This window comes from Pseudomonas sp. R4-34-07 (genome assembly GCF_003852375.1).
Taxonomy (GTDB): Bacteria; Pseudomonadota; Gammaproteobacteria; order Pseudomonadales; family Pseudomonadaceae; genus Aquipseudomonas.
Genome location: NZ_CP027760.1, coordinates 5,375,589 through 5,398,233, shown reverse-complemented (window position 1 = coordinate 5,398,233; position 22,645 = coordinate 5,375,589). Strand labels below are relative to the sequence as shown.

18 protein-coding genes are annotated in these 22,645 nt (G+C 61.5%); 11 read left to right on the top strand and 7 right to left on the bottom strand.

The window, feature by feature from the left end; translation table 11 throughout:
- Window positions 1-194: 194 nt before the first annotated feature.
- The 5 genes from rarD to C4J85_RS24885 form a co-directional block, all read right to left on the bottom strand.
- A complete protein-coding gene (gene rarD / locus C4J85_RS24905) occupies window positions 195-1,079 on the bottom strand; it encodes an EamA family transporter RarD (RefSeq protein WP_124372074.1) in 885 nt (294 codons plus the stop codon).
- Between the two features lie 168 nt (window positions 1,080-1,247).
- Window positions 1,248-2,222, bottom strand: a complete 975-nt coding sequence (locus C4J85_RS24900; protein WP_124364684.1) for a serine/threonine protein kinase — start codon at window positions 2,220-2,222, stop codon at window positions 1,248-1,250.
- Window positions 2,223-2,389: 167 nt separating this feature from the next.
- The gene (locus C4J85_RS24895; protein ID WP_124410935.1) at window positions 2,390-4,288 is read right to left on the bottom strand and encodes a PhoX family phosphatase; all 1,899 of its coding nucleotides are present in this window, start codon (window positions 4,286-4,288) and stop codon (window positions 2,390-2,392) included.
- A 79-nt stretch (window positions 4,289-4,367) separates the two neighbouring features.
- Window positions 4,368-5,132, bottom strand: coding sequence for a TOBE domain-containing protein (locus tag C4J85_RS24890; RefSeq protein ID WP_124410934.1), 765 nt, complete (start codon window positions 5,130-5,132; stop codon window positions 4,368-4,370).
- A gap of 57 nt (window positions 5,133-5,189) precedes the next feature.
- Window positions 5,190-5,927, bottom strand: coding sequence for a ComF family protein (locus C4J85_RS24885; RefSeq protein WP_124410933.1), 738 nt, complete (start codon window positions 5,925-5,927; stop codon window positions 5,190-5,192).
- A gap of 92 nt (window positions 5,928-6,019) precedes the next feature.
- On the opposite strand from C4J85_RS24885, the gene bioB reads away from it, so the two are divergent.
- From bioB to C4J85_RS24855, 6 genes are all read left to right on the top strand, one after another.
- Complete coding sequence (gene bioB / locus C4J85_RS24880; protein WP_124364680.1) at window positions 6,020-7,075, top strand: biotin synthase BioB; 1,056 nt, start codon at window positions 6,020-6,022, stop codon at window positions 7,073-7,075.
- 129 nt (window positions 7,076-7,204) lie between these two features.
- Window positions 7,205-8,386: an 8-amino-7-oxononanoate synthase gene (bioF, locus tag C4J85_RS24875; RefSeq protein ID WP_124410932.1), complete on the top strand. Its 1,182-nt coding sequence runs from the start codon at window positions 7,205-7,207 to the stop codon at window positions 8,384-8,386.
- Window positions 8,379-9,110, top strand: coding sequence for an alpha/beta fold hydrolase (locus tag C4J85_RS24870; protein ID WP_124410931.1), 732 nt, complete (start codon window positions 8,379-8,381; stop codon window positions 9,108-9,110). Before bioF ends, C4J85_RS24870 begins: the two co-directional genes overlap by 8 nt.
- Window positions 9,103-9,915: a malonyl-ACP O-methyltransferase BioC gene (gene bioC / locus C4J85_RS24865; protein ID WP_124410930.1), complete on the top strand. Its 813-nt coding sequence runs from the start codon at window positions 9,103-9,105 to the stop codon at window positions 9,913-9,915. The genes C4J85_RS24870 and bioC overlap by 8 nt, the downstream gene beginning before the upstream one ends.
- A complete protein-coding gene (gene bioD / locus C4J85_RS24860) occupies window positions 9,912-10,592 on the top strand; it encodes a dethiobiotin synthase (RefSeq protein WP_124364676.1) in 681 nt (226 codons plus the stop codon). The genes bioC and bioD overlap by 4 nt, the downstream gene beginning before the upstream one ends.
- Before the next feature lie 106 nt (window positions 10,593-10,698).
- Complete coding sequence (locus C4J85_RS24855; RefSeq protein ID WP_124364675.1) at window positions 10,699-10,980, top strand: pyrroloquinoline quinone biosynthesis protein PqqE; 282 nt, start codon at window positions 10,699-10,701, stop codon at window positions 10,978-10,980.
- Window positions 10,981-11,091: 111 nt separating this feature from the next.
- Here the strand turns inward: C4J85_RS24855 and C4J85_RS24850 are convergent, their stop codons facing one another.
- Window positions 11,092-12,318, bottom strand: a complete 1,227-nt coding sequence (locus tag C4J85_RS24850) for an IS110 family transposase (protein WP_124411231.1) — start codon at window positions 12,316-12,318, stop codon at window positions 11,092-11,094.
- A 540-nt stretch (window positions 12,319-12,858) separates the two neighbouring features.
- Here C4J85_RS24850 and C4J85_RS24845 point away from each other — a divergent pair.
- The 4 genes from C4J85_RS24845 to C4J85_RS24830 all read left to right on the top strand — a co-directional run bounded on the left by C4J85_RS24845 (window position 12,859) and on the right by C4J85_RS24830 (window position 20,012).
- Window positions 12,859-14,664, top strand: a complete 1,806-nt coding sequence (locus C4J85_RS24845) for a phenylacyl-CoA dehydrogenase (RefSeq protein WP_124410929.1) — start codon at window positions 12,859-12,861, stop codon at window positions 14,662-14,664.
- 281 nt (window positions 14,665-14,945) lie between these two features.
- The gene (locus tag C4J85_RS24840; protein ID WP_124410928.1) at window positions 14,946-16,235 is read left to right on the top strand and encodes a diguanylate cyclase; all 1,290 of its coding nucleotides are present in this window, start codon (window positions 14,946-14,948) and stop codon (window positions 16,233-16,235) included.
- Between the two features lie 89 nt (window positions 16,236-16,324).
- On the top strand, window positions 16,325-18,094 hold the full coding sequence (locus tag C4J85_RS24835) for an acyl-CoA dehydrogenase C-terminal domain-containing protein (protein ID WP_124410927.1): 1,770 nt from the start codon (window positions 16,325-16,327) through the stop codon (window positions 18,092-18,094).
- Between the two features lie 139 nt (window positions 18,095-18,233).
- Window positions 18,234-20,012 (top strand): acyl-CoA dehydrogenase C-terminal domain-containing protein, encoded by a 1,779-nt coding sequence (locus C4J85_RS24830; RefSeq protein WP_124408348.1) that lies wholly within the window; start codon window positions 18,234-18,236, stop codon window positions 20,010-20,012.
- A 227-nt stretch (window positions 20,013-20,239) separates the two neighbouring features.
- Here the strand turns inward: C4J85_RS24830 and C4J85_RS24825 are convergent, their stop codons facing one another.
- The gene (locus C4J85_RS24825) at window positions 20,240-21,139 is read right to left on the bottom strand and encodes a LysR family transcriptional regulator (protein WP_124368578.1); all 900 of its coding nucleotides are present in this window, start codon (window positions 21,137-21,139) and stop codon (window positions 20,240-20,242) included.
- Between the two features lie 209 nt (window positions 21,140-21,348).
- On the opposite strand from C4J85_RS24825, the gene C4J85_RS24820 reads away from it, so the two are divergent.
- Window positions 21,349-22,611, top strand: coding sequence for an aspartate aminotransferase family protein (locus tag C4J85_RS24820; RefSeq protein WP_124410926.1), 1,263 nt, complete (start codon window positions 21,349-21,351; stop codon window positions 22,609-22,611).
- Window positions 22,612-22,645 lie beyond the last annotated feature (34 nt).

Below are 22,645 nucleotides of genomic sequence, written 5' to 3'. Positions count from 1 at the left end.
TGCATGGGCCTGTGGATAACCTGTAGAGACCCGTCGCCAGGCCACGCCGCCCGGGGATCTTCGCCACCTGAGCAAAAAACGAACAGTTTCAACGGCTTGTGCACAAATGGCGGGGATCAGGTTGTGGATAACCTTGGGGTGAATCGCTGCAAGCCACGAAAAATGTGGCTTGCAGGAGGTTGTACGTTATTTGATCAGCGTTTGCGCATGGTCAGCCAGGCGTCCAGGCTGTAGATAACCAGGCCGGCCCAGATAAAGGCGAAGGCGATCAATGTACTGGGCGCCAGATGTTCGCCGAACAGCAGCACGGCTTCCAGCAGCACCAGCGTGGGCGCGACGTACTGTAGAAAGCCCAGTGCGGTGTAGGGCAAATGCCGTGCGGCGGCGTTGAAACACACCAGCGGGACCAGCGTGACGGGCCCGGCCGCCACCAGCCACCAGGCCTCGGAGGTGCTCCAGAACGGCAGTTGTGCACTGTGCGCCGTCGGGTTGAACAGCAACCACGCGATGGCAATCGGTACCAGCATCCAGGTTTCCACCACCAGCCCCGGCAGCGCTTTGACCGGCGCCTGCTTGCGAATCAGGCCATAGAAGCCAAACGTCAGCGCCAACACCAATGACACCCACGGCAAGCTGCCGACCTGCCACACCTGTTGCGCCACACCGACCGCCGCCAAACCCACCGCCACCCATTGCAGGCGACGCAGGCGTTCGCCGAGCAGGAGCATGCCGAGCAGCACATTCACCAGCGGGTTGATGTAGTAACCCAGACTGGCCTCAAGCATGCGCCCGGTGTTGACCGACCACACGTAGGTCAACCAGTTGGCGGCGATCAGCGAGCCACTGAGGGCGAGGATCGCCAGGCGTTTGGGGTTGTCGCGCAGCTCGCGAAACCAGCCTGGGTGTTTCCACACCATCAACAGCAAACCGCCGAACAGCGCCGACCACAGCACGCGATGCACGATGATCTCGGCGGCGGGCACACTGGCAATGGCTTTGAAATAGAGCGGGAACAGACCCCAGATGACATAGGCACTCAGGCCCAGGATGTACCCCTTGCGAGGGTTGGCGGCGTGCATTGCAGAATCCTTGCTTAGGCAGCTAACAAAGCGCGATTGTAATTGGGTTTTCCGATCCTTCCCACGCTCTGCGTGGGAATGCCGATTTGGACGCTCTGCGTCCGCTCTTTGTGTGACGCAGAGCGTCACCCGATGCATTCCCACGCGGAGCGTGGGAACGATCAGCGGTCAGAAGAGTTTGAGGGGTTCTTCATTGAGCGCCGACAGTTGCTCACGCAACGCCAGCACCTGGTCGCCCCAATAGCGCTCGCTGCCAAACCACGGGAAGCTGTGGGGAAATGCCGGGTCTTCCCAACGTCGCGCCAGCCAGGCGCTGTAGTGCATCAGGCGCAGGGCGCGCAAGGGTTCGATCAGGGCCAGTTCCCGTGGGTCGAAGTCGTGGAATTCCTGGTAACCGTCCATCAATTCCGACAGTTGGCCCAGGCATTCCTGGCGATCCCCGGCGAGCATCATCCACAGGTCCTGCACCGCCGGGCCCATGCGGCAGTCATCCAGGTCGACGATGTGGAACATCTCGTCGCGGCACATCATGTTGCCGGGGTGGCAGTCGCCGTGCATGCGGATGTTCTTGTGCGGGGTGGCCTTGTACACCTCTTCCACACGCTTGAGCAGGTCGCGGGCCACGGACTCGTAGGCCGGCAACAGGCTCTTGGGAATGAAGTTGCCTTCGAGCAACGTGGTCAGGGAATCGTGACCAAAGTTCTTCACGCCGAGCGCTTCGCGGTGTTCGAACGGGCGGGTGGAACCCACGGCATGCAAACGCCCAAGCAATTGCCCGAGGCGATAGAGCTGATCGAGGTTGCCCGGCTCCGGCGCCCGGCCGCCACGGCGTGGAAACAGAGTAAAGCGAAAACCCTGGTGCTCGAACAGGCTTTCGCCGTTGTGGATCAGTGGAGCGACCACCGGTACTTCGCAGTCAGCCAGCTCGAAGGTGAAACGGTGCTCTTCCAGGATCGCTTCGTTGGTCCAGCGTTGGGGCCGGTAGAACTTGGCGATCAGGGGTTCGGAGTCTTCGATGCCCACCTGATACACGCGGTTTTCGTAGCTGTTGAGCGCCAATACACGGGCGTCGCTGAGAAAGCCGATGCTTTCGACGGCGTCGAGCACCAGGTCGGGAGTGAGTGTTTCAAACGGGTGGGCCATGCGAACTCCTGCGCGCAGCAGGGCGCCGCGTCCGGCCGGGTATGGTAACGCACCGGGCTTGAGATAGGTGGGGGCTGTGCTATCGCCATCGGGGGCAAGCCCCCTCCCACACGGAATGTATCCGCAGGTCAAAATGTGGGAGGGGGCTTGCCCCCGATAGCGGTTTGTCAGGCGCCAACAACCCCACCATCATCCCGCCGAATCGCCACCACCGACGAACGCGGCTTGCCGTTCGCCAGGTGCTCCGGCCAGGTCGAGCCCCCGGTTTCACCCGGATGCTGAATGCCCACGAACAGGGTTTTCTGATCCGGCGAAAAGCTGATCCCGGTCACTTCACACGCCACCGGCCCGACCATGAACCGGCGGATTTCTCCAGTAGTTGGGTCTGCGCAGAGCATCTGGTTATTGCCCATGCCGGCGAAGTCGCCTGCGTTGCTGTAGTCGCCGTCGGTGAGGATCCACAGGCGGCCGGCCTTGTCGAAACCCAGGCCGTCCGGGCTGTTGAACATATTTTGCGGGTTGATGTTGGACGAGCCGCCCTTCGGCGAGCCCGCGTGCACGCCGGGGTTGCCGGCGACCACGAACAGGTCCCAGGTGAAGTCCGTGGCACCGTGGTTATCGGCGTCGGCTTTCCAGCGCAGGATCTGGCCATACACGTTCTTTTCTCGCGGGTTGGGCCCGCCCACCGGCTGGCCGTCTTCGCCGCGCTTGGCGTTGTTGGTGAGGGTGCAATAGACCTGGCCATCGGTGGGGCTGACCACGATCCATTCCGGGCGGTCCATGCGTGTGGCTTTCACCACGCTGGCAGCCAGGCGTGCATGAATCAGCACTTCAGCCTGGTTGGCAAAGCCGCTGCTGGCATCGATGCCGTTTTTGCCGTGGGTAAGTTCGACCCATTGGCCTTTGCCCTTGGGGTGATCGGCATCGCCATCGCCCGCGTCGAAGATCGCCACGTACAAGGTCCCGTGATCGAGCAGATCCTTGTTGGCTTTCGGGTTGTTGTGGTCGATCCGATCGCGGCTGACGAACTTGTAGATGAACTCGCCGCGCTCGTCATCGCCCATGTACACCACGGCGCGGCCATCGCGGGTTTCTGCCAGGGCAGCGTTTTCGTGCTTGAAGCGGCCCAGGGCAGTGCGCTTGACCGGAGTGGATTGCGGGTCGAACGGGTCGATTTCCACTACCCAGCCATGGCGGTTGAGTTCGTTGGGGTTCTTGGCCATGTCGAAGCGCGGGTCGTGGGTGTGCCAGTGGATGTCTTTGCTGGCGGCGATCACGCCATAGCGTTTTTGCCCGGCGTCGAAGGTTTGCTGTGGGTCGCTGCTGCCGAAGCAGTCGGTGAAGTTCTCTTCACAGGTCAGGTAAGTGCCCCACGGCGTCTTGCCGTTGGCGCAGTTCTGGAAGGTGCCGAGGGCTTTCTTGCCGGTTTTGTCGGCGCGGGTTTTCAACCAGTCGTGGCCGGCGGCAGGCCCGCTCAGGCGGATCGGCGTGTTGCCGTGGATGCGCCGGTTGTAGCGTGAATCCTGGACGAACTGCCAGGTATCGCCCTTGCGCTGTATTTCGATCACCGAAACGCCTTCGCTGGCCAACGCCTTGCGCACGTCTTCGGCCGATTGCGGCGCGCCGCCATGGGCGTAGAGGTAGCGGTAGTTGGTGTATTCGTTGTTGATCGCCATCAGTGCGCGGCGGTCGTCACCGGGGAAGGGAAACAGGCTCATGCCGTCGTTGTTGTCGCCGAACTGTTGTTCCTGGGCCTCGGCGGTGCCGTTGCCGCTGGGGTCGAAGGCTGGGGCGCGCTTGCTCAAGGGCTGGCCCCAACTGATCAGTACCGAGGCGCTGTAGCCGGGCGGCAGGGTGAGGGTGTCGCTGGTAGCGGCGCCGATGCTGGAAAATCCCAGCAACGGGCTGGCAGAGGCGGCGTTCACGGCCAGTGCGCTGCGGCTGAGCAGGTTGCCGCCCAGGAACATCGCAGCGCCGCACAGGGCGCCGGCGCCGATGAAGCGGCGACGGGTGAGGCCGACCATCTGTTCAAGGTCGGTGGCTTGGTTTTCTTCTAATAAGTTCATGTCAGGCTCCCTACGGTTTTTGCAGATACCTTAAGGAGCGAGCGTGACGAAATTGTTGCAGTTTGATGGCGCGTGCTCGCTACACCGGGGTGCCGAGCAGTACATTGCCGGGGGCGAACTGCACCTGGATCGGCTGGCCTTGCGCGGCATTGAGCGCAGTAAGTGCGGCGGGCTGCGCCAGGGCACACAGCACCTGACCGTTGGGCAGGCCGATGCGCACTTCGCTGGGGCCGTCTTCAGCGTCGAGAACCGCCTCGATCACGCCGCTCATGCAATTGTGTCCAGGTGTTGCGGCTTGCCCGATGGCCAGCAATTCCAACCATCCGGCCTTGATCAGGGCAACCACTTCCACGCCAGCCTCCAGCTCCAGCCGTTGCGTGCTGTCGTGGGTGATCTGTGCATCCAGGTGCAGGCCGCCGGCCAATTGCAGGCGGACCCAATCATTACGCCCATGGCGCTCAATGGTGCTGACCTGACCGTGCAGTTGATTGCGCGCACTGGTGCGCAGCATCAGGCGGCCCAGCAGGTTGAAATCGCGGGCTGCTTCGTCCGTAGCGAGCACTTCGGCTTGCAGCACTTGCAGGCGCTGATAGAGGCGCAGCACGCGCTCACCTTCGGCGGTCAGCCTGGCGCCGCCACCGCCTTTGCCGCCGACGCTGCGCTCCACCAGGGGCTTTTGCGCCAGGTTGTTCAGCTCATCAATGGCGTCCCAGGCGGCTTTGTAGCTCAACCCGGCACTTTTGGCGGCGCGGGTGATGGAACCCTGCTCGGCGATATGCCCCAGCAGGGCAATGCGCTGGGGGCGGCGGATGATGTGCTGGCTGAGCGGGGAGGTCAGGGGCATGTGGACACGCTTGGCTGGAATGAGCGGACGTTGCCGCCCAGCGGCACGGGAGTCAAGTCACGTGCCGGGTTTTGGCGTGCGGGCCAGGCAATACACATCGACCTGGCGCGCACCGGCCTGCATCAATAACCGCGCCAGGCTATGGGCGGTGGCGCCGGTGGTCAGTACATCGTCGACCAGCGCCAGGTGACGTCCCTGCACCCAGGCGCCGGGTGCGAGGGCGAAGGCATTGCGCAGGTTGCGCTTGCGCGTCTTGGCGTCGAGGTCTTGTTGCGCAACGGTTTCATGGGGACGTAACAGCAGGTGTTCATCGTAGGGGATGTTCAGGTCGCTGCTGAGCCAGCGCGCCAGCATCGCGGCCTGGTTATAACCGCGCTGGCGCAGACGTTTGGGTGGCATCGGCACCGACAGCAGACAATCGGGGCGGCTGAGTTCGGCATTCTCGAACCGGTGGTGCAGGAATCTTCCGAACAGGCGCCCCAGCAAGTGCCCCAAGGGCCAGCGTGCCTGATGCTTGAACCGGCTGATCAGGCTGTCCACCGGAAAACTGTAGGTCCAGGGCGCGATCACCTGTTTATACGCGGGCGGTTGTTGCTGGCATTGGCCGCAGACCAACCCGTCCATCGGCAGGGGCAGGGCGCACACTTCGCACTGCTCCATCAGCCATGGCAGCTCGGTTTCGCAGGCGTTGCATACACAATCGACGCTATCAGCCCGTTCATCGCAGATTAAACAGGTTTGTACGCTTTTTAACCAGATGTAAACCTGGTGTTTGTGGGTTGGTTGACAGTGCATGAATCTTCCTTAAATATGCCGAGCATCCGTGTCGTACCTGTGGGTATTGCCCTGCCCGCAGCGTTAGCCTAAGCATAATCAAGGAATCACCCATGAGCGCCAGCACCTCTGCCACCCTGCGTCACGATTGGTCTTTGGCCGAAGTCAAAGCACTGTTCGTGCAGCCGTTCAATGACCTGTTGTTCCAGGCGCAGACCGTGCACCGCGCGCATTTCGACGCCAACCGCGTGCAGGTATCCACCCTGCTGTCGATCAAAACTGGCGCGTGCCCGGAAGATTGCAAATATTGTCCACAGTCGGGTCACTACAACACCGGCCTGGAAAAAGAAAAACTGATGGAAGTGCAGAAGGTCCTCGAAGAGGCCGCCCGCGCCAAGGCCATCGGCTCGACGCGTTTCTGCATGGGCGCCGCATGGAAACATCCATCGGCTAAAGACATGCCCTACGTGCTGGAGATGGTCAAAGGCGTGAAGGCCATGGGCCTGGAAACCTGCATGACCCTCGGCCGTCTCGACCAGGACCAGACCGCCGCGCTGGCTCAGGCTGGCCTTGATTACTACAACCACAACCTGGATACCTCGCCGGAATTCTACGGGTCGATCATCACCACGCGCACCTACGGCGAACGCCTGCAAACCCTGGCCTACGTGCGTGAGTCGGGGATGAAGATCTGCTCGGGCGGCATCCTCGGCATGGGCGAGTCCCTGGATGACCGTGCCAACCTGCTGATCCAACTGGCCAACCTGCCGGAGCATCCGGAGTCGGTGCCGATCAACATGCTGGTCAAGGTGGCCGGTACGCCGCTGGAAAATGCCGACGACATCGACCCGTTCGACTTCATCCGCATGCTGGCGGTGGCGCGCATCCTGATGCCGCAATCCCATGTGCGCCTGTCGGCTGGGCGTGAGGCGATGAACGAGCAGATGCAGGCCCTGGCGTTTTTCGCTGGCGCCAACTCGATTTTCTACGGCGACAAGCTGCTGACCACCGCCAACCCGCAGGCGGACAAGGACATGCAACTGTTCTCGCGCCTGGGCATCTTGCCGGAAGCCCGCGAGGAGCACGCCGATGAAGTGCATCAGGCGGCCATTGAGCAGGCGTTGGTGGAGCAGAAGAGCAGCGAACAATTCTACAACGCCGCTGTTTGACCGAAACCAAATCCCAATGTGGGAGGGGGCTTGCTCCCGATGGCGCAGGGTCAGTCAACTTATGTACCGACTGACACACCCCCATCGGGAGCAAGCCCCCTCCCACAGTTTTGACCGAGTTGAACCCGCATGTCTTTCGATCTCGCCGCGCGCCTCGCTGCCCGCCGTGCCGAACACCTTTACCGTCAACGCCCCTTGCTGCAGAGCCCTCAGGGCCCGGAAGTGGTGGTGGACGGCAAGCCGCTGCTCGCCTTTTGCAATAACGACTACCTGGGCCTGGCCAACCATCCGCAGGTGATCGAGGCCTGGCGCGCCGGTGCGTCCCGTTGGGGCGTGGGCGGCGGTGCGTCGCACTTGGTGGTGGGCCACGCCACGCCGCACCATGCGCTGGAAGAAGCACTGGCCGACCTGACTGGGCGCCCGCGTGCGTTGCTGTTTACCACCGGCTACATGGCGAACCTCGGCGCGGTGACGGCGTTGGTGGGGCAGGGCGATACGGTGCTGGAAGACCGTCTCAACCATGCGTCGTTGCTGGATGCCGGCTTGTTGTCAGGGGCCCGTTTCAACCGCTACCTGCATAACGACGCCGCCAGCCTGGCCAAGCGCCTGGAGAAAGCCTGCGGTAACACTCTGGTAGTGACCGATGGCGTATTCAGCATGGATGGCGACCTGGCCGATCTGCCGGCGCTGGCCCGTGAAGCCAAGGCCAAAGGTGCCTGGTTGATGGTAGATGACGCCCATGGCTTTGGCCCGCTGGGGGCCAATGGCGCGGGGATCGTCGAGCATTTCGGCTTGAGCCAGGACGACGTGCCGGTACTGGTCGGTACCCTGGGCAAAGCATTCGGCACCGCCGGGGCCTTTGTGGCGGGCAGTGAAGAACTGATCGAAAGCCTGATCCAATTCGCCCGCCCCTACATCTACACCACCAGCCAGCCACCGGCTTTGGCCTGCGCCACCCTGAAAAGCCTCGAGCTGCTGCGCAGCGAGCATTGGCGCCGCGAGCATCTCAACGCGTTGATCCGCCAGTTTCGCCAGGGTGCCGAACAGATCGGCCTGGCGCTGATGGACAGCTTTACGCCGATCCAGCCGATCCTGATTGGCGACAGCGCGCGTGCCCTGCGCCTGTCGCAGATGCTGCGCGAGCGCGGATTGATGGTGACCGCGATCCGTCCGCCCACGGTACCCGCCGGCAGCGCCCGTTTGCGCGTGACGTTGACGGCGGCCCACAGCGCGGCGCAGGTGCAGCTATTGTTAAACGCGCTGGAGGCGTGTTTCCGGTTGTTAAACGCTATGGAGCCTGAGCATGCGTGATCGACTGGTATTGCTGCCCGGCTGGGGCCTTGGGGTGTCGCCGCTGGAGCCGCTGGCTGCGGCGTTGCACGGTTTGAATGAACACCTGCAGGTGCAGGTCGAGCCCTTGCCGGCACTGGATGGCAGCGAACTGGCCGAATGGCTCGACGAACTGGATGCCACGCTGCCGGACAATGTCTGGCTCGGCGGCTGGTCCCTCGGCGGCATGCTCGCTGCAGAGCTGGCGGCGCGACGCGGCGAGCGTTGCTGCGGTTTGCTCACCCTGGCGAGCAATCCGTGTTTTGTCGCCCACGCTGATTGGCCCCATGCCATGCCCGCCGAAACATTCGACGCGTTCCTCGCCGGCTGCCACGCGGATTCCCAGGTCACCCTCAAGCGCTTTGGCCTGTTGTGCGCCAAGGGCGCCGCCGACCCACGCGGGCTGTCGCGGCTGCTGGTCAGCGGGGCGCCGAACACGGCGCCCAGCGTGTTGATGCCCGGCCTGGAGTTGCTCGCCCAACTGGACACCCGCGCCGCCTTGCAGGCCTTTCGCGGGCCACAGCTGCACCTGTTTGCCGGTCAGGACGGGCTGGTGCCCGCCGAAGCCGCCAGTGACCTGCTGGCGCTGCTGCCCGATGTGGAAATCGGCCTGATTGAACAGGCCGGTCACGCCTTTCTTCTGGAAGACCCTCACGGTGTGGCGGGGGCCATCCAGGCTTTTTTGCATGAGTATGCTGATGACTGATCTATCCCATCCTCCTCTGCCGGGCGCCTTGCCGGACAAGCGCCAGGTGGCCGCTTCGTTCTCCCGGGCCGCCGCCAGTTACGACAGCGTGGCCGAGTTGCAGCGGTCAGTCGGGCACGCACTGCTCGCTCGGCTGCCGATGGGCCTTGCGCCACAGCGCTGGCTCGACCTGGGATGCGGCACGGGCTATTTCAGCCGTGCACTGGCTGAGCGCCTGCCGGCCAGTCACGGCACGGCGCTGGATATTGCCGAGGGCATGCTCAACCATGCGCGGCCTTTGGGCGGCGCGCAGCACTTCGTTGCGGGGGATGCGGAACGCCTGCCGCTGAAGGCTGACAGCTTCGAACTGATCTTTTCCAGCCTGGCGGTGCAATGGTGTGCGAACTTCGATGCGGTCCTCAGTGAAGCGTTTCGCGTGCTGCAACCGGGCGGCATGCTGGCCTTTGCCAGCCTGTGCGTGGGCACGCTGGATGAGCTGCGCGAAAGCTGGCGTGCGGCGGATGGCCTGGTTCACGTCAACCGCTTCCGCACCTTCGAGGCGTATCAACGGCTGTGCGCCGCCAGTGGGTTTCGGGTGGCGAGCCTGGAGCAACGTGCCCACGTACTGCATTACCCGGACGTGCGCAGCCTGACCCACGAATTGAAAGCCTTGGGCGCGCATAACCTTAACCCAGGGCGCCCGGGAGGCTTGACCGGCCGCGCGCGGATCGCGGCGTTGATGCAGGCTTACGAGCAGTTCCGTCAGGCCCAGGGCCTGCCCGCCACCTACCAAGTGGTGTATGCCGTACTGGAGAAACCGCTATGAGCGCTGCTTATTTCATCACCGGTACCGACACCGATGTGGGCAAGACCACCATCGCCGCCGGCCTGCTGCATGCCGCGCGCCAAGCCGGCAAAAGCACGGCGGCGGGAAAGCCCGTGGCCTCGGGCTGCCAGGTAACGCCCAAGGGGTTGCGCAATGCCGATGCCCTGGCGCTGCTCGCCGAATGTTCGTTGCCCTTGACGTATGCCGAGGTCAACCCGGTAGCGTTCGAACCGGCGATTGCACCGCATCTGGCCGCCCGTGAGGCAGGTGTCGCGCTCACGGTGCAGTCGCTGCTCAAGCCGATGCAACGGATCCTGGCGCACCAAGCGGACTTCACGTTGATCGAAGGCGCGGGCGGTTGGCGTGTGCCCCTGGCCGACCAAGCCAATCTGTCGGACCTGGCCATTGCACTCAAGCTGCCGGTGATTCTGGTGGTGGGGGTGCGGCTGGGGTGTATCAGCCACGCGTTGCTCACGGCCGAAGCGATCGCACGAGACGGTCTGTCGCTGGCCGGTTGGGTGGCCAATATCATCGATCCGAAGACCTCTCGTCTGGAAGAGAACCTCGCCACCTTGGCCGAGCGTTTGCCGGCGCCTTGCCTGGGGCGAGTGCCCAAACTCAAGCACGCCGGGGCAGCCGCGGTGGCCGCCTACCTGGAAATGGACCTGCTTGACTGATTTTGGCTATCGCTAAGGCAATATGCCATTAGTGTTTTTAGCGGGCCTTTTGCCAGGATGTCTGGTTCAATTGGCTATCACGATTCTCTAAAGGCAGGCTTGCGCCATGGAAATCTCTGGAAGCAGCGCGTTTTATTCGGGCCTGAGCACCATTCAGGCCGGGCAGAGCCGTGTCGACCAGGCCGCCGGCAACATTGCCAGCGCCGCGACCACCCAGCCATCGGCCGCGCAAAGCGACCGTCTGCAAGCCAACGACCGCGCCCAGGCATCCAATTCGGCGAGCAATATGGTCGAAATGGCCCAGGGCAAGTTTCAAGTGGAGCTGGGGGCGAAAGTCGCCAAGGCTTCGGACGAAATGCTCGGTACGTTGATCGATACCTACGCCTGATCTTTCTGCCTTATGCAATTCAAAATGTGGGAGGGGGCTTGCTCCAGATAGCGGTCTGTCAGTCGATAGCCATTTGACTGATGCACTGCCACCACGCCCTGAGTCCGTCCGTCAAACCGCTTTAGCCTGGTCAAACGCACCAGCTAGAGAGGAGCCGCGCCGTTTCAAGTTCTGTATATGAGCGGCTTCATCGTATGGGGTGCTGGTTTTCCAGCACCTGTACACAATCCTGATCCATTTGAACGCCAACGCTCTGAGCGCCGCTTGATATGAGCACCCTTTAGCCCGCTGCTTATCGTAATAAGCCTTGGCCCAAACTGATTTGTTTATGCTTTGCGCTGCCCATTCAACAAACGTTTGGCGGATAATCGTTGAGCACTGATAACGCCAGTGAACAATCTTCGTTTTGCCGCTGCGCTCCATTACGGGCGCTACACCGGCGTATTTCTGAACGGCGCTGGCGTTTTCAAAGCGATCACGTCGTTCACCCAAAGCGCTCATCAAGCGTGGTGCCAGCTGCGGTCCAGCCCCTGGCAGGCTTCGGAAAATGGAGTAGTCAGCCAGCGTTGCTGCAACGCTTTCAATCTGTGTATCGAAGCGTTTGATTGCTTTCAATATCGCCTTCAATTGCTCTGCCAGAACGGCGGCGTACAACGACATCGGCTCGATAATGCCCCGGTCTTGCGTCAAAGGTATGGCCCTGGATATCTGCTCTATACGCGCTTGATTACGCTGCGGTTTACGGAGGTTATGTTCGTTGAAAAATTTCTGAAGCCTTTCAGGCTGCACGCGTTTGATCTTTTCAAAGGTTGGCCAGCGCATCAGGAAATCACAAAACACCGCTGTCCCATGGTCTTGGAACAGTTCAAGAGCCAGCGGATAATATTCTTTGAGGGAACTGACCAGGCGATTACTGACTTTGACCCGTTCCTCAACCAGCTTACGGCGATGTTCGGTCAAACTTGCCAGCGAGCACATGGCGGGGCTCTGCTGTTCAAGCTGAGGAAATTTCTCCGGATGCTTGAGCAGCAACTCAAGAATCCATCGCGCATCGGTTGGATCGTCCTTCGCGCCACTGCGTACGAACGTTTTGCGGTATTGAGCGACGGTGGCCGGGTTGATGGGGAAGATACGCACGAAATCATATTTCAACAGAGCAGCAATTATCGGCCCTTTACTTAACTCTACCGCCACCGCGATAAAACCCGGAAAACGTTTGTGTAGATCAAGCACCCAGCGTTCGATCGCTTCTGGAGTGTGATCGATGACACTGAGTTCACACTGGCCGCCGTCAGCGGCCTGCAACCTCACATCGTGCTTGTTATCGGCCCAGTCCATCGAGATATAAGCACTGAATTTTTCATGCAAGAGTGTTTTCACCACAGACCTCCACTCGCGCTAAAGTTGCACTTGGGGACATGCAAGCTTGCGTCCAGCGAAGGCGATATAGAGAGCTATGGGAGCATCCCCTGAGTGTTCGTTATGGCCGCAAGCGCACCTATGGGCTCGAATGTGATGGCATGATCATCGAGTGATACGGGAGCAGATTCGTAGCCCGTAGGTGCATGTTCCTTCCTCGTCGATTACTGATATTTCAGTGGTTCAGTATGGATAAGGAAAGAACGGATTACCTATATCGGGAGCAAGCCCCCTCCCATATGTGTTCCGTGCCCTTCCGCCGAAATCCTATACTTCTTGAGCTGTGGCATCACGCCACAGGCTTCGCCGTGCGCGCCATTGACCCGCATCAAGACAAACGGCATCGGGCCGACGCTTGACAACCCCAGGTCGTAAACGTATGTTTCAAACACCTGTTTGACCGCCATCACACATCCACGCGGTTGTTCATCCCAGATACATCAGCAGAGGTTTATCGCTATGCCTGACTACAAGGCCCCCTTGCGTGATATTCGCTTCGTGCGTGACGAACTGCTCGGCTATGAAGCGCACTATCAGAGCCTGCCGGCTTGCCAGGACGCTACCCCGGACATGGTCGACGCCATTCTGGAAGAAGGCGCCAAGTTCTGTGAGCAAGTGCTGGCACCGTTGAACCGCGTGGGTGACATCGAAGGGTGCACCTGGAGCGAGTCAGGCGTTAAAACCCCAGCAGGTTTCAAAGAAGCCTACAAACAGTTCGTAGAAGGCGGCTGGCCAAGCCTGGCTCACGACGTGGCGCACGGCGGCCAAGGCCTGCCGGAGTCCCTGGGCCTGGCGGTGAGTGAAATGGTCGGCGAAGCCAACTGGTCGTGGGGCATGTACCCAGGCCTGTCCCATGGCGCGATGAACACCATTTCCGAGCACGGCACGCCCGAGCAGCAAGACGCCTACCTGACCAAACTGGTCTCGGGCGAGTGGACCGGCACCATGTGCCTGACCGAGCCGCACTGCGGCACCGACCTGGGCATGCTGCGCACCAAGGCCGAACCCCAGGCTGACGGTTCCTACAAAGTCTCCGGCACCAAGATCTTCATCTCGGCCGGTGAACACGACATGGCCGACAACATCGTCCACATCGTCCTGGCGCGCCTGCCGGATGCACCGGCTGGCACCAAAGGTATCTCGTTGTTCATCGTGCCCAAGTTCCTGCCCAACGCCGATGGTTCGGTGGGCGAGCGCAACGCGGTGACCTGTGGCTCCCTGGAGCACAAGATGGGGATCCACGGCAACGCCACCTGCGTGATGAACTTCGACGCGGCTACCGGTTACCTGATCGGCCCGGCGAACAAAGGCCTGAACTGCATGTTCACCTTTATGAACACCGCGCGTCTGGGGACTGCGCTGCAAGGCCTGGCCCACGCCGAAATCGGCTTTCAGGGCGGCCTCAAATATGCGCGTGATCGCTTGCAGATGCGCTCCCTGACCGGTCCGAAAGCGCCGGAAAAAGCCGCCGACCCGATCATCGTGCACCCCGACGTGCGCCGCATGCTGCTGACCATGAAAGCCTTCGCCGAAGGCAACCGTGCGATGGTGTACTTCACCGCCAAGCAAGTGGACATCGTCAAGTACGGCACCGATGACGACGCCAAGAAACAGGCCGATGGCCTGCTGGCCTTCATGACCCCGATCGCCAAGGCGTTCATGACCGAAGTCGGTTTCGAGTCCGCCAACCACGGCGTGCAGATCTACGGCGGCCACGGGTTCATCGCTGAGTGGGGCATGGAGCAGAATGTTCGCGACAGCCGTATTTCGATGCTGTACGAAGGCACCACCGGCATTCAGGCGCTGGACCTGCTCGGTCGTAAAGTGCTGATGACCCAGGGCGAAGCGCTGAAGGGCTTCACCAAGATCGTCCACAAGTTCTGCCAAGCCAACGAAGGCAATGACGCGGTCCAGGAGTTCGTGACTCCGCTGGCGGCGCTGAACAAAGAGTGGGGCGAGTTGACCATGAAGGTCGGCATGGCCGCGATGAAAGACCGTGAAGAAGTCGGTGCCGCCTCGGTGGACTACCTGATGTACTCCGGTTACGCGTGCCTGGCTTACTTCTGGGCCGACATGGCCCGCCTGGCCGCTGAAAAACTGGCCGCCGGCACCACCGAAGAGGCGTTCTACACCGCCAAGCTGCAGACCGCGCGCTTCTACTTCCAGCGCATCCTGCCGCGCACCCGCACCCACGTGGCAACCATGCTGTCGGGCGCGAGCAACCTGATGGACATGAAAGAAGAAGACTTCGGCCTGGCTTACTAAGCTGTACCGGATCTTCCGAAACCGCCGCCCTTAGGGGTGGCGGTTTTTTTTCGCTGGTTGTAACGCCGCAGGCCTGAGAGTGTAATGCGATCCCCTGTGGGAGGGAGCAAGCCCCCTCCCACATTTGGTCACTGTCGCCTATAAAAATGCGCTCCGAAGCTAAGGGATTATCAACCCGTGCCGTTACAGTGATGGCAATGTGATACATGCCGGACGAGTTGTGTTTAACTAGTCCCGCAGAGGCACTATGCCATCACTTTTTGCGGGTCGGAGTTTTACCCTTGTCACGCGTGTCTGCCCTACGGTTCAGCCATTTCCTGCCCTCGTTGCTGCTGTTGCTGGCCGGGCTCTCGGCTGCTTATCTCAAAGACCTCAACGTCTTCTTCACCTCGCTGTTCAACGTGCTGCCAACCTTGGTGCTGTTGCTCGGCGGTGCGTACTGCGCGGTGTATCGGCGCCAGCGTGAGCTGTTCCTGATGATCACGGTGTATGTCGCTTATTTCCTGCTCGACACCCAGACCGACTTCTACCGCGACAATGGCCGCGTGCGCGAAGACGCCGCCGTGGTGTTTCACCTGTGCTGCCTGCTGCTGCCCTTGCTGTTCAGCGTGTATGCGCTGTGGCAGGAAAAGACCCACCTGTTCCGCGACTTCGTCGCACGCTGCGCGGTGTTGCTGGCCGTCGGCAGTGTGGCGCTGGCGCTGGAGCAAAGTTATCCCCAGGGCGTGCTGGACTGGTTGGCCGAGATTCGCTGGCCGGTGCTGCATGGCGCCTGGATGAGCCTGATCCAGCTGTCATACCCGATGTTTCTGATCGGCTTTCTCACCCTGGCCGCCCAGTACTGGTATCAGCCGCGCCCGCTGCATGCCGCGCAGCTGGTGGGGTTGCTGGGGATGTTCTGGATGCTGCCGCAAACGTTCATCCTGCCGTTTACCCTCAACATCATGTGCAGCCAGGTCATGCTGATGATCGCTGCCGGTGTGGCGCACGAGGCGTATCAAATGGCGTTTCGCGATGAGCTGACCGGCTTGCCGGGGCGCCGCGCCCTTAACGAGCGCATGCAGCGGCTGGGCCGCAACTACGTGCTGGCGATGGGCGACGTCGACCACTTCAAGCGGTTCAACGACACCCATGGCCATGACGTGGGTGACCAGGTGTTGCGCCTGGTGGCGAGCAAGCTGTCCAAGGTCAACGGTGGCGGGCGTGCCTATCGTTACGGCGGGGAAGAGTTTGCCGTGGTGTTCGCCGGCAAGAACCTGGATGAATGCCTGCCGCACCTGGAGGAGATCCGAGAGATCATCGCCAACTATGCGATCAAATTGCGCAACCCGGACCGCCCCCCTGACGACCATCAAGGCCGCCAGCGTCGGGCCGGCAGCGGTGCCTCGAGTGTGTCGGTGACCGTCAGCATCGGCGTGGCCGAGCGCCAGGCCGAGCAGCGCAGCCCTGAAGAAGTGCTCAAGTGCGCCGACCAGGCGCTGTATGCCGCCAAGGGCGCCGGGCGCAACTGCGTGATTGCGGCCGGGCAGAACCGTCGCGGTGCGGTGCGTATGGAGCGTGCTGCCGGTTGAGTAATGGTGCTGTATTCAGCAGCGCTACAGTGATTGTCCGGGGCATTGGCCGGCAGTAGGTTGAACTATCTGCCGCCGGAGACATTGCCATGCCTGAATACAAAGCTCCCCTGCGCGACATGCGCTTTCTGATCGACAACGTGTTCGACTTCCACGGCCATTACGCGGCCCTGGGCGCGACGGACGCCAGCCCCGACATGGTCAATGCAATTCTCGAGGAGGGCGCGAAGTTTTGCGAGAACGTACTCGCGCCGCTCAATCGCAGCGGCGATGAAGAGGGCTGTCATTTCGATCAGGGTGTGGTGACCACGCCCAAGGGCTTCAAGGAAGCCTTCGCCCAGTACGTGGAAGGCGGCTGGCATGGCCTGGCGGCAGACCCGGCCTACGGTGGCCAAGGCTTGCCGCAGTCACTGGGGCTGGTGCTGAGCGAGATGATCGGCTCCAGCAACACCTCCTGGGGCATGTACCCAGGCCTGACCCACGGTGCAATGTCGGCGATCCACGCCCATGGCACCGACGAACAGAAAGCCACTTACCTGCACATGCTCACCGCTGGCGAATGGACCGGCACCATGTGCCTGACCGAAGCCCATTGCGGCACCGACCTGGGCTTGATCAAGACCCGCGCCGTACCTCAGGCCGACGGCAGTTACGCGGTCACCGGCAGCAAGATCTTCATCTCGGCCGGCGAGCACGACATGAGTGCCAACATCATCCATCTTGTGCTGGCCAAACTGCCGGATGCGCCGGCGGGCACCAAAGGCATCTCGTTGTTTATCGTGCCCAAGTTCCATGCCGATTCCGGTGAACGCAACACGGTGCACTGCGGCTCCATCGAGCACAAGATGGGCATCAAGGCCTCGGCCACCTGCGTGCTGAACTTCGACGGCGCCAAGGGCTTCCTGATTGGTGAGGCGAACAAAGGCCTCAACTGCATGTTCACCATGATGAACCACGCGCGCCTGGGCACCGGGATGCAGGGTTTGTGCAACGGCGAGGCGAGCTTCCAGGGCGCGATCAAATACGCCAACGACCGCCTGCAAATGCGCTCGTTGACCGGCACCAAGGCCCCGGAGAAAGCCGCCGACCCGATCATCGTGCATGCCGACGTACGCCGCATGCTGCTGACCATGAAAGCCTTCAACGAAGGTAATCGCGCGCTGACCTACTTCACCGCCCAGTTGCTCGACACGGCGCACCTGAGTGACGATGCGGGCCAGCGCCAGGAGGCCGAGGACCTGTTGGCCTTCCTCACGCCGATCTGCAAAGCCTTCATGACCGAAACCGGGCTGGAGGTGACCAACCACGGTATGCAGGTATTCGGCGGGCATGGCTACATTCGCGAGTGGGGCATGGAGCAATTGGCCCGGGATGCCCGGATTGCGCCGATCTATGAAGGCACCAACGGTATCCAGGCCCTCGACCTGCTGGGGCGCAAGGTGCTGGGCAGCCAGGGCAAGTTGCTGCGCGGCTTTACCAGAATTGTGCATAAGTTCTGCGTCGCCAATGCCGAGCACGCGCAACTCAAGGCCGCTGTAGAACAGCTCAACCAGTTGAACCAGCAATGGGGTGAGCTGACCCTGAAGGTCGGCACGGCAGCGATGAAAAATCCTGACGAAGTAGGCGCGGCGGCCATGGATTACCTGATGTACAGCGGTTACATCATCCTCGCCTACCTGTGGTTGCGCATGGCGATCGCGGCGCAGGCGCACGATGAGCCCGGGTTTGCCCAGGGCAAAACTGCGACCTGCGACTTTTATTTCAAGCGCCTGTTGCCGCGCACCGCCATGCACCGGGCCGCCGTGGAGGCGGGCAGCGAATGCCTGATGAGCTTACCGGCGCAGGCATTTGCCCTATAGACGGGAGAGGTTTGGTGTGACTTATAAATACTTAATGGTCACGAACGGACCCTATGTGTCTGAAAAGTTGTTCGGGTACACTCGGAGTCTGTAAAACCGATCCTATCGAATCACTTTTCACCTTCTCACGAGGTTTGCCATGGCTGATTACAAAGCGCCGTTGCGTGATATGCGCTTCGTCCTCAACGAAGTTTTTGAAGTCGCCACGACGTGGGCCCAATTGCCTGCCCTGGCCGACACGGTTGACGCCGAAACCGTTGAAGCGATCCTCGAAGAAGCCGGCAAGGTCACCGCCAAATCCATCGCGCCGTTAAGCCGTGGCGGCGATGAGCAAGGCTGCCATTGGACGGACGGTGCGGTCACTACGCCGGACGGTTTCCCCCAGGCCTACGCGACTTACGCCGAAGGCGGCTGGGTCGGTGTGGGTGGCGACCCGGTATACGGCGGCATGGGCATGCCCAAGGCGGTGTCGGCACAGGTCGAAGAGATGATCAACTCGTCCAGCCTGGCTTTCGGCCTGTACCCGATGTTGACCTCGGGCGCTTGCGTGTCGATCAATACCCACGCCAGCGAGGAACTTAAGGCCATCTATCTGCCGAAGATGTATTCCGGCGAGTGGGCCGGTTCCATGTGCCTGACCGAAGCCCATGCCGGCACCGACCTGGGCATGATTCGCACCAAGGCCGAGCCCCAAGCAGACGGTTCCTACAAAGTCAGCGGCACCAAGATTTTCATTACCGGCGGTGAACACGACCTGACCGAAAACATCATCCACCTGGTGCTGGCCAAACTGCCGGATGCACCGGCGGGCCCCAAAGGCATCTCCCTGTTCCTGGTGCCCAAGTTCATGGTGAACGCCGACGGCAGCCTCGGCGCACGCAACCCGGTGAACTGCGGCTCGATCGAACACAAGATGGGCATCCAGGCCTCCGCGACGTGCGTGATGAACTTCGACGAAGCGGTGGGTTACCTGGTCGGTGAGCCTAACCGTGGCTTGGCGGCGATGTTCACCATGATGAACTACGAGCGTCTGGGGGTGGGCATCCAGGGCCTGGCATCCGGCGAGCGCTCCTACCAGAACGCGATTGAATATGCGCGCGACCGGCTGCAGAGCCGCTCTCCATTGGGCGCCAAGGCCCCGGAAAAACCCGCCGACCCGATCATCGTGCACCCGGACGTGCGCCGCATGTTGTTGACCATGAAGGCGGCGAACGAAGGCGGCCGTGCGTTCTCCACCTACGTCGCGACGCAACTGGACATCGCCAAGTTCAGCGAAGACGCCGCCGCCCGCGAGCGCGCCGACAACCTGGTGGCGTTGCTGACGCCGGTCGCCAAGGCATTCCTCACGGACCTGGGCCTGGAAACCACCGTGCTCGGCCAGCAAGTATTTGGTGGCCACGGCTACATTCGCGAGTGGGGCCAGGAACAGTTGGTGCGTGATGTGCGCATCACCCAGATCTACGAAGGCACCAATGGTATCCAGGCGCTGGATTTGATGGGGCGCAAGATTGTCGGCAGCGGTGGCGCGTTCTACACCTTGTTCGCCGATGAGATCCGTCAGTTCATCGCCACTGCGGGCGAGGCATTGGGCGAGTTCACCCGGCCGCTCGGCGCGGCGGTGGATAACCTGGATGAACTGACCGCCTGGGTGCTGGACCGTGCCAAGACCAACCCGAATGAAATCGGCGCAGCCTCGGTGGAATACCTGCATGCGTTCGGTTACATGGCGTACGCCTATATGTGGGCGCGCATGGCCAAGGCCGCATTGGGCAAAGAGGCCGAAGAGGATTTCTATGCCAGCAAGCTGGGCACCGCGCGCTTCTACTTTGCGCGCCTGTTGCCACGCATTCACTCGTTGAGTGCGTCGGTAAAAGCCGGTAGCGAATCGCTGTTCCTGATGGATGAAGCGCTGTTCTAGGGGGTGAGGCGCGCATGTAAGCATTCTCTTACATGACGTGCTGCTAATCGTCCTCTATCGCCATATTGGATCCACGGATAATCTACTTCACATGGACGTCGCGCAGGAAGCGCAAAGCAACAACACGGACACGTAGGATTCTGCCAGGATGGCGGAGTGAAATGGATGTCAGGGAAACAGTCTGCAAAGCCCCGCTTCGGCGGGGTTTTCTTTTGCCCGCGAAAAAGTCAGGCGCCTGCCTGCGGGGCATTCATCACGTCTTCCAGCAACGTGCGCAGCAATGCCACCGTCGCTTGCTGGCGCTGCACGTCACGGCACACCAATCCGACTTTCAACGGCACCCTGGGTTCGCTCAAGGGTTTCCACAGCAGCGACTGGCTGTTGTGTTCGTCCTGTGAGCGCCCCGGTAGCACAGTGGCCAACTGGGTGTGGGGCAGGCTGTCGAGAATCCCCACCATTGTATTGAGCTCTGCCTGCACCTGCGGGCGCCGGCCCAGGTTGGCCAACTGGGCCTGCCAGATCTGGCGCACCTGAAATTCCTCGCCCAGTAGCAACATCGGCAACTCGGCTGCCTGTTTCAGCGAGACCTTCTTGAATTCCCGCAAGGGATGGTGCTCAGGGATGACCACCTTCAATTCATCTTCATACAACAACACGCCATGCAGGCCCGGCTGGCGCGGTGGCAGGTAGCTGATACCGATATCCAGCGAGCCATTGAGCAGCCGCCGCTCGATTTCCAGCCCGGTCAATTCGTAGATTTGCACCACCAAGTGAGGTTGGGCCTTGCGCACCCGCTCGAGCATCTGCGGCACCAGGCTGGTGTGCACGGTTTGCAGCACGCCGATGGCCAAGGTGCGCATCGCCTGGCCTTTGAAGTTGCGCAACGCCTCCACCGCTTGCTGCATGCCGTCGATCAGGGGCAAGGCATGGTTGTACAGCGTGTGGGCCGCCAGCGTGGGGAGCAGGCGTTTGCTGCTGCGCTCGAACAGGCTCACGTCCAGGTTCTGTTCCAGTTGGCGAACCTGCTGCGACAGGGCTGGCTGGGAGATCGACAGACGCTCGGCGGCCCGGCCTACATGGCCTTCTTCATACACCGCGACGAAATAACGCAGTTGCTTGAAATCCATAAGATTTGCTTATCGAAAAAGCTGGAAAATCGAAATGGCCGTGGGCCCTTGAGACGCCTAGTCTAGCGCCTATTCGCAGGGCTTACAGGGCCGGATCGGGCAATGAATAACGTTTTTGGTAATGGCGTTTACATAGGCAAGGCAAAACACCTCAGCACCGGGCTTGCGCCCGGTACCGACCAAGGTCCGCTTGCTGTCAGGGGTGAACTGTGAACCTGTTCCGGCGCGCCGCGCCGAGCCTTGACGACCTGCTGCTTCATGATCCGCATCGTGATTTTTCCAGCCATTGCCTGATGCCTACTGTCGCGCGCCCCTGCGAGGTGTTCGTCCAGGGCCACGGCTCCTGGCTGTCGGACAGCGACGACCGTGCCTACCTGGACTTCAGCCAGGGCGGCGGTGCCAACAGCCTAGGCCATAGTCCACAAGCGGTGCGCGACGCCATTGCTGAACAGATGCAAACCGTGATCAATCCTGGCATGGGGTTGCATAACCGGGCGCAGCTCGACCTGGTTGAGCGCCTGTGTCATCACACCGGCAGCGATCAGGCCTATCTGCTCAATAGCGGTGGGGAGGCTTGTGAAGCCGCGATCAGACTGGCGCGCAAGTGGGGCCAACTGCATCGCGGCGGCGCTTATCACATCATCACGGCGGGTAACGGCTGCCATGGCCATGGTTTCGCAGCGATGTCGGCTTCGGCCGTTGCCCGCGAAAACCGTTTCGACCCGCTATTGCCGGGCTTCAGTCATGTGCCGTTCAACGATCTGCCGGCGCTGCACGCTGCCGTCGACGCGCACACCGTCGCCATCATGCTGGAGCCAATCCAGAGCGCAGCGGGTGTCATTCCCGCCACCGAACACTACCTCAAAGGCGTCGAGCGCCTGTGCCGCGAGCTGGGGATCCTGCTGATTCTTGACGAAGTGCAAACCGGCATCGGCCGCTGCGCCAGCCTGCTCGCCGAACAGCAATACGGCGTACGCGCCGACATCATTACCCTCGGCAAAGGCCTGGGCGGTGGCGTGCCCCTGGCGGCGTTGCTGGCGCGCGGCACAGCCTGTTGCTTCGAGGCGGGCGAGCTGGACGGCACGCATCACGGCAATGCGCTGATGGCGTCAGCGGGTGGTGCGGTACTCGATGCCGTGTTGGCCAGCGGCTTTTTTGAACAGGTACGCGAATCCGGCACGTACCTGGCAGAAGGCCTTGCGCGCCTGGCTCACCGTTATGAACACGGACAATTGCGCGGCAACGGTCTGCTATGGGGCCTCACGCTATCGGACGATTCTGCGGCTGCGGTAGTAAAGGCCGCGCTCCACGAAGGCGTGATCCTCACCGCTACGCAGCCTGATTGTCTGCGCTTTACCCCCGCCCTGAATGTCAGCAAAAACCACATCGACGAAATGCTTCTGCGCCTTGCCCGCGCTTTCTCTCGGGTACGTACCGCCCAACTGCAATGCCGCAAGGGCATCGCTGTCTGACCTCGACTTCCTGAACCGTCTCGCGGGGATACGC